A 10,211-nucleotide genomic window follows, 5' to 3' on the forward strand; every position below is an offset into this window, starting at 1 on the left:
CCTGCGTCCAGGTCGCCAATTTCATCGAGGAAGATAGTGCCTTTATTAGCCAGTTCGAAGCGGCCAACGCGGTCGTAACGTGCATCGGTAAACGCACCACGCATGTGACCAAACATTTCACTTTCGAACAGCGTGGTAGAAATACCGCCCAGGTTCACTTTAACGAAAGGTTTATGGCGGCGCTGGCTGTTGTGGTGAATGGCTTCGGCTATCAGCTCTTTACCCGTACCGCTTTCGCCCATGATAAGCACGGAGGCATCGGTAGTGGCTACGCGGCCGATGGTTTCCAGGATATCGAGCATTCCTGGATCTTCACCAATGATCTGCCGGAAATTATATTCTTCATCCAGCTGCCTGCGGGTATGATGTATGGGCTTTCGGTTGCCAAGGTCCAGCAGGGTTTGTACCGATTGAACAAGACTATCGTTGTTCCAGGGTTTGGTTACGAAGTCGCGGGCACCGTATTTCATGCCCTGTACGGCCAGCTCTATGCTACCCCAACCGGTGATCAGTACCACCGGCACATCGGGTGCCAGCTGGCGTATTTGCTGCAACAACTGCATCCCTTCGCGGCCCGAGGTATCCAGTGAGAAGTTAAGGTCCAGCAGGATGAGTGAGGGCGGGGTGGTGTTAATCGTGTCCAGTGCCTGTGTGGGGCCGTCCACCGCCGTTACGTCAAATCCCTCCTGCTGCAATAACAGCAAAAGGGACGTACGTACAGCTATATCATCATCAATAATAAGAATCATCGTATCGTAAAAATAACACTATTTAATCTTCATGTAATGCAATGGCCGGGTAAATAGCGGCGGCTTCGCGGCCGGGGTATAAGGCGCAGAGGATGACCAGCAGGTAAATAAAGCTTACCGCCAGTACCATCGCCCATATATACACCTGTGCAGGCAGGTCAAACACATGCATCAGCGGGAACTGCACGGCGAAAAAGAGGCCCAGTATTAACGATAGTGTGGTTAACACCAATGTTTCACTGATAATCTGGGTGCTTACATTGCCAGCCGTAGCGCCTATAGCCCGGCGCAAACCTATCTCCTGCCGCCTGCGGCTGATATTATACCATAATACACCAAACAACCCCAGCGCCACATTGATGATCAGGAAACCGCCAATTACCATAGCCACTATCATTGGTACGATGGTTTGCTTGTTTTTGGCTACCCGTTTGTCTTCCATGTGTTCTATTTCAACAGAAGCGCCTTTTAGCATGCCTGTAAGGCTTGTATATAAACGGCTTTCGAAAGAGGCGTCTGCCGAGGGATTAACCCTCATCAACATGACCCCTACCCAGTCGTAAAACGAGGTGTCGGCCCGTTGGTAGAAGCCTTTGTAACTGGAGGCGTAATCGCCTCTTTCCTTCAAATCAGCCACTACACCGATGATCGTTCTTTTCGCATCTTCCGCCTCAACCTCCTTACCAATCGGATCCTCACTACCAAACATCTCGTTCTTCAGCGTTTCATTGATCACCACGGGGGGATTCCTGGCACCATTGTCTTTTTCAGAGAACCAACGACCGGCTACCATTTGTACTTTCAGCACATCATCATAATGGTCGTCGCCATAAAACCAGTCGCTCCCGTAACTGCGACCTTTATACTTGGCATCGCCACCATTCACATTCGCCGAAAAAGGCGTATTGTAACTGGCATAGGCCACATCTTTCACCTCCGGCATGGCCAGCAGGCGCTGCCGGATAGCCTTATAAATCATTTCCAGGGAGTCTTTGTTTTTAGTTCCCGGTTTATGATCTGAAAAATTGATCGTCCATACTTTCTCATGATCAAACCCTGCCGGACGCTTGTAGTTATTGTAATAGAACACCAGGGATGAAAAGATGCCGAACACCACCAGGAAGGCGACCAGGATCTCCGTCAGCAGCAGGAAGTTCTGCTTCTTTTTATTCCATATCAACTTAAAAAAATGTGTTAGCATAAATTAGTTTTTAAAGGTTAGCGGTATTACACCGCCTTTAATGCCCTTATTACCTGCAAACGGCTCATACGCCAGGCCGGGTATACACCGCTTAGCAAACCGAAGGTTAAACACAACAACAGGCTGATGAATAATACTTTCAGGTTAATGGTGAGGTTAGCGTAAGGGATAGCGCCACTGTTATTGAATATCGCGATCACGATCACCGATAGCACCACACCGATTATTCCACCAATTACGGTAAGGATCAGGTTCTCAATAATGAACTGGATGGCCAGGGTGCCCGAAGATGCACCAAAGGCTTTACGCACGCCGATTTCCGAACCACGCTCCATAATCCTGCTCATGTTAATGTTTACGAGGTTTAACGTGGGCAACAACATGAAGAAGAACAGGAAACTGTAGATGTACAGCATAAAAGTTCTGTACCCGCTGCCGCCCTTTTTATCCCGGAAAAACTGGCGTGTATAGCTCTCTACGTAATAGTCGGCATTACTTTCGATAATAACATCGGGCTCCGGCAGTGGAAGTTTCTTTATCAGATCAGCATATTCCTTTTGCATAGCTGGTACTTTACTTTTGTCGGGCGCCAGCAACACCAGCAGGAACCGGCCGTTAAAACCTTTATCGTCCAGGCCCGACTTCAATAGTGTGTAGGGTACAAAGAACTCGCCGTAACAGAACAGGTCCGTGATAGGTACATCTTTTACCACACCACTTACCCTGAACTGTTCATTGTCAGTGGTGATGTATTTGCCCACCACCGAGGGCACATCCCCGAAGTAACGCCGTTTGATCGTTTCTGTGATCACTACCGTTCTTTCCCTGTTCGCAATTTCCCTTGCACCGTAAGGCTTTCCCTCGAGGAACCGGAAGTCGAACACTTCCCAGAACTGGTCGTTGGTATACTTCATATTGATGACCAGTTTCTTATTGTTGATATAGGTATTGGTAGAGTAAAAGATCGAACCCATCGCCACTTTCTCGGGCAACTTCAGCTTCGATACATATGCTTCCACGAAATGATTGCTCACCGGCCCGCTGCGGCCGCCACCTGTTTTGGGGAATTCCAGCGCCATGCGTTGTACATACAGGGAACGGCTACGTTTTGTATCGGGGTAACCGGCATCGGTCATAAAGTCGTAGAACGACGTTAATACGATCAATATGGTAAGGGTAAAACTGATGCCGAACAGGCTGATAAAGGTGAAAAACTTCCGCCTTTTAAGCACCGCGATGGCTATTTTAAAATAGTTCTTTAACATACAGTGTTTTTAAGGGATGATTTACTGCACCTGCGTACCGTCAAATAACCTGACGAGGCGGTGCGTACGGCGGGCCATTTGCTCATCGTGCGTAACCATTACGATCGTGGTACCTTCCGTTTTATTCAGATGCGTGAGGATGTCCATTACCTCGTTGCCCATAGCACTATCCAGGTTACCCGTAGGCTCATCGGCCAGGATGATCTGCGGCCTGCCCACAATAGCCCTGGCAATGGCCACACGCTGCTTTTGCCCACCAGAAAGCTGGGTAGGAAAGTGTTTGAGCCGATTACTAAGCCCCACCTTCTCCAGTGCCGCTGTTGACAGTTCCTTTCTTTCGGCGGCAGTAGCTTTACGGTACAGTAACGGCAGCTCCACATTGTCCAGTACCCGCAGGTCGTTGATCAGGTGGTAACTCTGGAAAATGAAACCGATCTTCCGGTTGCGGAAATGTGCGAGCTGTTTATCGCTTAACTTCTTCGTAGCCGAACTATCTATGCTCACCTCTCCTTTGGAAGGCATGTCCAGCAGTCCCATAATATTCAGGAGCGTGCTTTTACCGCAGCCGGAGGGGCCCATGATAGACAGGAACTCCCCTTTTGCCACGTCGAGATTGATCTGGCTGAGGGCCTGGGTTTCTACCGTATCGGTGCGGTATACTTTTTCGATGTTGTGTAAACGTATCATATAAAGGTTTTAAAATGGTTTACTGATAGGCGATCTTTTCGTTTTTCTCAAAATCGTATAGTGATAAATAACGCAGTTCATAATAGGCGCCCCAGAAGTTGCCCAGGGCCGTAATATAATCCCTTTTCGCCTGGTCTTTTTCCTGGAAGGCGATACTGAGATCCGTGATACTCAGGTCGCCCAGCGAGTAACGGCTGTTGGCGATCTGGTATTTCTCAGAAGCAATACTGTCGGCCATAGCGCTTAACTGCACCTGCTGCTTCATCATATCAAACAGCGTAACCTGTGTGGTCACCAGGTGCGAAAAGGTTTGTTTATCCTGCTCCACCTCGTAACGCGCCAGTTTTAAATTGGCGGCGGCCGTGCGGGCACGGGAGCGCGACCGGCCCCAGTCCATTACCGGGATGGTGAACTCTAACTGCACGAGTTGCTGGTTTTGCGGCGACCGGTAAACATCTTTAATATCCACCGCACTGTTGGAGAAGCCCAGGTTAGCCGTAAGCATAGCGTTCAGTCCATTCGCGCCTTTGGCCTGCGCCACATCCCTTTCGGCCTCCACTACTTTACGTACAAAGGCAATAGCGTCCGCATTGTTCTTATAAGCCTCCACCAGCACCCTGTCGGCCGTTACCTGCATGGCTATTTCGGAGGGCGGCAGGGCCAGGGCGATCTTACCTGTTTGTTGCAAACCTGTGTAGGCGCGCAGGTTCAGCATCGCTATTTCCATATCACGCAGTGCCGAACCTAGCGACTTCTCCGCCTTCAGGTTCTCCAGCTGTAGTTGCAATATCTCGTTCCGCGATATTTTTCCCAATGCAAACTTCTCGTCAGCAATTGCCTGTATTCTTTTAGTGTTGGCGAGGTTTGTTTCTGCAATCTGGTAGTTCACCTGTGCCAGCAGTAGCGCAAAGAAATACTGGCTGGCCTTTACCGCCACCTCCTCCATATCAGAAATAAACTGCTGGCGGCTTTCCTGGTACTTCAGCGGCTCAATCTTTTTATCCCACTTTAATTTATTAAACTGGAACAAGGGCTGCTGGTATCCTAACGTGTAGGGCACTGCGTTATACAAAGTGTTATTACGATCAAAATCGTCGAAGCGCTGTAATTCGGTAGCGCCGTAAATAGTACCGCCTGTAGCCGTAATACCCTGGCTGAACGAGAGGTTCAGCGCGGAGTTATTGTTATGCACCGGCTGGAACAACACCGTACCATTAGGCTGCAGCACCTGCGAATACGTTTTCTGAAAACCCGGCAGGGTGCCTTCCAGCTGTAACTGGGGCGCGTAGTTAGATTTATACGTACGCCACTCCCAATACTTCGTTTCCTTTACTGTAGCGGCCTGCTTCGATGCAATGGAGCCTTCCCTGGCCATTTGCACTACCTGGGCCAGCGACAGGCGCAGGGTGTCCTGCGCGCTGGCTGTTACAGTGTTTAAAATGGCGATTATAAACAATACCTTTCTCATGGGAGCTATTGGGTAATAGTGATTTCGTTCGTGTTCTTAAACTGGCTCATATCTGAGATGATGACCTTCTCTCCGGGTTTGATGTTGTTCTTCAACTCTACATAGTCGAAGTTGCTCAAACCAGTGTTGACCTTACGGCGCACGGCCTTATTACCTTTGATCACAAACAGGTCGGTAGCTCCCCCGGCCCCAAAGGCCGCTCCGTTCGATACCCGCATTACCTGCTGCCGGCTGTCGGTCACCACATACACATCTACCTTCAGGTTGGGTCTTAGCTGCCCGCTATCGGCAGCTAACAGCTTTACATCAAAGTTCACCAGGCCATTCTTTACCGCCGGGTAAACGTTGGCAATCTCTCCTCGTTGTTGTTTATTGTTGATGCGGATAATAACAGGCATACCGCTATGCAGCTGGTCCAGGTAGTTATCAGAAATACTACCACTGATCTTAAAGCTGGACAGGTCGGCAATGCGCACCAGCTCCACCCCTTCGCTAACAGACGCACCTATGTTCCGGTTTACCCAGGTTACTACACCGGCGCGTGTAGCGTTTACACTGGCCATATCTTTTTTACGTGCCAGTTCGTTTAACTCCTGCTGTTGTATGGCCAGTTCTATTTCAGATTCCCGCATTTCCACCTGCATGGTTTGTTGTTTGCTGCGGATCTCATTCTCCAGTTGCGTCTTTTCCAACTGCGCCACTTTGAGGTCCATCTCCGCCTGCTCTACACTTTCGCGTGTACCGCCACCTGCTTTGAACAAACGTTTGGCGTTTTCCACTTCGGCCTGCAAACTATTAATGCGGAGTTGTTTGATATCGTTGCTTGATTTAAGGTCGAAGTAACTTTTATCCAGTTCCAGCTTGAGTTTACGCAGGTTGTTCTGTTTCGATTCCAGCATAAACCGGCCTTTATCGTAGGCCGCCTGCACCAGGTTCTTGTCCAGCTTCATCACCTGCTGCCCCGCCTGCACACGGGCACCCGCATCAATAAACACCTCACGGATGGCGGATTGCACAGGGCTGGTAATAATTTCTTCGAACTCTGGCAATACTTCGCCGGATGCGGTAAGGGTATTCTCCACATCGCCGGTTTCTACCACGGCAGTATTAATTTCTGACAGGCGAAGGCTGGAAGTAAAGGTGGCACGAAGCATTAAAACCGCGATAATGATCACCGCACATATAGCGGTAATAATGATCACCAGTTTCTTCCTCCTGCTGGCATTTACTTCGGCTGATATCTCTTTGTCCATATTAGGCGCTTAACATTTGCCTGTTTCATTTCAATACAAATGCCAGAACTATCTTTCTTATTATCAATACCTTACACAAACTCCAAAGAAAAAAACCGTTCGATATCGAACAAAAGTTCCGGTAATGAAAACAGATTGTCGCAATTGCCTATGATGATGTTTGTTGTTGTATGAAATGCCGGAAAGTTTGAAAACGTTGAAGAAACAGATGGAATCCGAAGCCTCCTTTATTCGAGATATTTTTTATTTAAACCAGCAGCAGTAATACTATTAGACCGCCGTTGTGTCACTCCCTTCAACTATTTGAACATTATCGGCAGAAACCAAGCACCACTGCCCGGCGGATTACATTAACCGACGTACGCTTAAACTATATTGTGTGCCCGCTCACGCAGGCACACAATATAGTTTAGCATCCGCAGGATCTCTCACTACGCAATAACCTGTTGTACCGCGCAACAAATCTAAAGGTCACTCCCTTCAGCGGGCACACAATAGAATAGTTAGGCGTACGTAAGGGCCTTTCGTTGCAATGGCATGTCGTACCGTGCAAACCTAAAGGGCACCTCTTTCGGCAACATTCGGTGCTATTGCAGCGGTGTAAATCTTAGCGGCTGATTGCCTCAATGACACGCTAAGATTCCGCATATTCAATTACCTTTATCCGCAAAACTATCATCGTCCTATGAAACAAGTCCTGCGGCTTTTCATCATCATGCTGCCTTTATATACCGCCTGTAAAACAACGAAGCTGGAAAAAGACTGGAAATACCAGGTTTGCGAGGCTATCGTGCAAAAAGACCTGTCGGCCGGTACAGAGGTGCTTGAAAAATTCCAGGGACAACCCAAACGTATTACCAGTTCTATTTATGGCACTTACTTCGGGGAAGAACAGGGAAACGACACTACGGTGCTTGAATACCTGTTTGCCGGCGGGCGCATTAAAAGACTGAACTCGCTTTCCGCCGATCGAGAAAGCAGTGTGCGCCTCAGTTACGACCAGGCGGGCCAGCTTGCAGAAACGGTAAAGCAGCCCACAGGCGATAAAGATGTATTTACTTATGATAAAAACGGCAGGCGTACCAGCAGGCAATACACTTCTACTGACACGGCGTTGCAGGAGCGCACCACCTACACCTGGTACGCGAAAAACGATAGTCTGTACATCCTTCACGAGGGTCGTGGTACCGAAAAGCTTTACCTCGAAGAAAAAGATAGCCTCATGCGGGTAATCCGCACCTGGGAAAATGATGGCCAGTTGTTATCCCGCAAAATAGAACTCTACGACCGGCAGGCCCGCCTGGTAGAAGCGCAGTTCTATCGCCTGGAAAAACTCTTTCGCCGTACCCGTTACGTGTATAACGAAAAAGGCCATGTCGCCTTTCGCCTCAGCGAACGCGAAGCAGCGCAGGCGAGCGACAAACTGCTGGCAGAAAAAGGCGATTCTTTCCAATATGAGTATGAATATGATAACCAGGGTAACTGGATACAAAAAAACAGCGCCCAGCTCGATGGAGGCTGGAGAGGATTGGAAATAAGAAAAATTGAATACTAAGAAATTGCCGGTATTCAGGGAAATATTATATATTCGCGAACGTTTTGAAAAGAATGAGATTCTCCCAATAGCTTAATGCCAAAAAGAGGCGAACCCAAAAACATAACATTTTCACTCAACAAAACCGTGAACCTGAATACCCTCAACGACCAAAGAAATGGGCGACTACATTTCCGTCGGATCCCCGATATTTCCAGCCGCCCCATTGCAGCCCGTAAGGCCGCGCAATCAACTGCTCCTGCCCGTAAAGCAGCCAGCCTTGTATATCAGTCTATTTCTGAAGCCATTGAAACATCGCATGAGCCTTCATTAAAGTACAGGCTTACAGAAGCTGTGCACGACATACTGCAAACATCCGGCGATTTAAAACCCGGCAGCCGCAAACTAAATGCAGCACAACTCCGTAAACTAAAAAAATTCCGGGTGTACAGTCAGCGGGGTATCACGGTAAAAACCAAAGCACGCAGAACGAAAAGCGGCATTATAGAAGTAAGTATCGCTAAACCGGCACAACAAATACCGGCAGGTATTACCTACCTCGAATACCGTGCAGTGGCCATCTCGCCCGACTTCCGTTTATCAGGCAGCAAAACTATTTTGTCTAACGCATTTATTATGACTAAACATGACACCATGCCGGAACTGGTATTACAACTGTTTGGTCCCTGCGTAAAACCAGCCCTGATATTGCTGGAAGCCAAAGCGTACAAACTGCGTGGAGGCAACCTGCTGCCTATGGAACACCCGCTGCACAACGCAGTGGATATCATCGAGGTGTTGAAAGCGGAGAGAAAGGTAACTGCGAAAAGGAAGAAACGCACACCACACTGGAACAATATGATGCAAATGGAGGACCCCGGCCCTTCCTCATCAGTAATATAGTTACATCAAAAACAGATAACGGCCGGCAATAATGCCGGCCGTTATCCTTTTATTAGCTTTACCAGTTACGGCTTATCCCACCATACAGCCTGGTTCAGATAAGTAGGCTGTGAAGCCGCAGGATTGGCTTTCAGCACCTGGTCAATATTGTAATTGATTTCATAACTGGGTACCGCAAAACGGCGGGGCCAGTCGGTTGCATTTGGATACGCCTCTACGAAAATGTGCGAAGGACGCCTGAAGCCTTTGTATACACCAGTCGCCTCGTTATACACACCCGCTCCATCCGCACAGAAGTTATTACGACGCATGTCTGCCCATGTTTCCACGGAAAACGACATAGCAATGTACTTCTGGATCATAATATGGCTAAGCGTAAGATCATTAGGCGCCTGCACCACCGAAGTGCTGGCCAGGAAAGGATCGATACTGCCGGTAGCAATACCCATCAACGCCATGTGCGCACGAATACCGGCTTTGTAAGCCGTCAGTGCCTCTGTAGGTTTGTTCTGACGCAGTAATACTTCTGCTTCTATAAACCTCATTTCCGCATTGGTTAACAACAGGCCTTTAGCGCCACGCTGGGTGTACCACGAACCGGTCGACTGTATACGCTGACCTGCTGTGGGTGCATACGGCGTTTTGCGCAGCATCACATAAACCGAGTCCTTATTATTGAAGGAGTTCGAATTAGTATTGTAGGTGTAACCCGCAGGCCCGGTTTTAGGTAATTCTGAAGTCATATCTACACCCTGGCTATACACCAGCACGCCCGCATTATTAGCCATACGCGGAATGATCAGCGCTTTACGCGGATCGGGCAGGTTACCGGCACCTGTAGGTGCGCCTGTGTAATTGTTATCGATGTAGTCGATGTACAGTTTTGTAAACCTGGCGGTAAGTCCTGTGTTCGTGTATTGCAGCGCTTCTTTAGCAGCGTTCGTAATGGTTGGACCTTCATCCACATACTGCATTACTGAGCTTTGTGCTTCTGTTTGAGGCCCATTACCAGCAGCAGCCAGTACGGCTGCTCCGTCGAAGTTAGCCTTCTTGGAAGTATGCAGCAGGAAACGGGCTTTAAGACCGTAAGCCAGTCTGATCCAGTTATCTACTTTACCGCCGTTAAGAATATCCCCTTTGGCGAGTGCCGG

9 protein-coding genes are annotated in these 10,211 nt (G+C 48.7%); 2 read left to right on the forward strand and 7 right to left on the reverse strand.

The window, feature by feature from the left end:
• The 6 genes from QZT80_RS06535 to QZT80_RS06560 form a co-directional block, all read right to left on the reverse strand.
• The coding region (locus QZT80_RS06535) for a sigma 54-interacting transcriptional regulator (RefSeq protein ID WP_295119418.1) at positions 1 to 749 on the reverse strand (749 nt) is incomplete at its 3' end.
• A gap of 22 nt (positions 750 to 771) precedes the next feature.
• Entirely contained in the window at positions 772 to 1,950 is a 1,179-nt protein-coding gene (locus QZT80_RS06540; protein WP_295119420.1) for an FtsX-like permease family protein, read from the reverse strand.
• 26 nt (positions 1,951 to 1,976) lie between these two features.
• Positions 1,977 to 3,215, reverse strand: a complete 1,239-nt coding sequence (locus QZT80_RS06545) for an ABC transporter permease (protein WP_295119427.1) — start codon at positions 3,213 to 3,215, stop codon at positions 1,977 to 1,979.
• A gap of 21 nt (positions 3,216 to 3,236) precedes the next feature.
• On the reverse strand, positions 3,237 to 3,902 hold the full coding sequence (locus QZT80_RS06550) for an ABC transporter ATP-binding protein (RefSeq protein WP_295119430.1): 666 nt from the start codon (positions 3,900 to 3,902) through the stop codon (positions 3,237 to 3,239).
• A gap of 19 nt (positions 3,903 to 3,921) precedes the next feature.
• Complete coding sequence (locus QZT80_RS06555) at positions 3,922 to 5,370, reverse strand: TolC family protein (protein WP_295119433.1); 1,449 nt, start codon at positions 5,368 to 5,370, stop codon at positions 3,922 to 3,924.
• 5 nt (positions 5,371 to 5,375) lie between these two features.
• Entirely contained in the window at positions 5,376 to 6,623 is a 1,248-nt protein-coding gene (locus QZT80_RS06560; protein WP_295119436.1) for an efflux RND transporter periplasmic adaptor subunit, read from the reverse strand.
• Between the two features lie 685 nt (positions 6,624 to 7,308).
• Here QZT80_RS06560 and QZT80_RS06565 point away from each other — a divergent pair.
• Both QZT80_RS06565 and QZT80_RS06570 read left to right on the forward strand, forming a co-directional pair.
• Positions 7,309 to 8,178 carry a hypothetical protein gene (locus tag QZT80_RS06565; protein ID WP_295119439.1) on the forward strand — a complete coding sequence of 290 codons (870 nt, stop codon included), beginning with the start codon at positions 7,309 to 7,311 and terminating at the stop codon, positions 8,176 to 8,178.
• 126 nt (positions 8,179 to 8,304) lie between these two features.
• Positions 8,305 to 9,060: a hypothetical protein gene (locus tag QZT80_RS06570; protein WP_295119442.1), complete on the forward strand. Its 756-nt coding sequence runs from the start codon at positions 8,305 to 8,307 to the stop codon at positions 9,058 to 9,060.
• 65 nt (positions 9,061 to 9,125) lie between these two features.
• Here QZT80_RS06570 and QZT80_RS06575 read toward each other — a convergent pair.
• A partial coding sequence (locus tag QZT80_RS06575; protein WP_295119444.1) for a SusD/RagB family nutrient-binding outer membrane lipoprotein occupies positions 9,126 to 10,211 on the reverse strand: 1,086 nt, incomplete at its 5' end.

The sequence above is a fragment of the uncultured Chitinophaga sp. genome, assembly GCF_902168175.1.
Taxonomy (GTDB): Bacteria; Bacteroidota; Bacteroidia; order Chitinophagales; family Chitinophagaceae; genus Chitinophaga.

Coding starts and splice junctions, on each gene's coding strand:
- QZT80_RS06540 (WP_295119420.1), bottom strand. CDS start 1,950: ATGCTAACACATTTTTTTAAGTTGATATGGAATAAAAAGAAGCAGAAC.
- QZT80_RS06545 (WP_295119427.1), bottom strand. CDS start 3,215: ATGTTAAAGAACTATTTTAAAATAGCCATCGCGGTGCTTAAAAGGCGG.
- QZT80_RS06550 (WP_295119430.1), bottom strand. CDS start 3,902: ATGATACGTTTACACAACATCGAAAAAGTATACCGCACCGATACGGTA.
- QZT80_RS06555 (WP_295119433.1), bottom strand. CDS start 5,370: ATGAGAAAGGTATTGTTTATAATCGCCATTTTAAACACTGTAACAGCC.
- QZT80_RS06560 (WP_295119436.1), bottom strand. CDS start 6,623: ATGGACAAAGAGATATCAGCCGAAGTAAATGCCAGCAGGAGGAAGAAA.
- QZT80_RS06565 (WP_295119439.1), top strand. CDS start 7,309: ATGAAACAAGTCCTGCGGCTTTTCATCATCATGCTGCCTTTATATACC.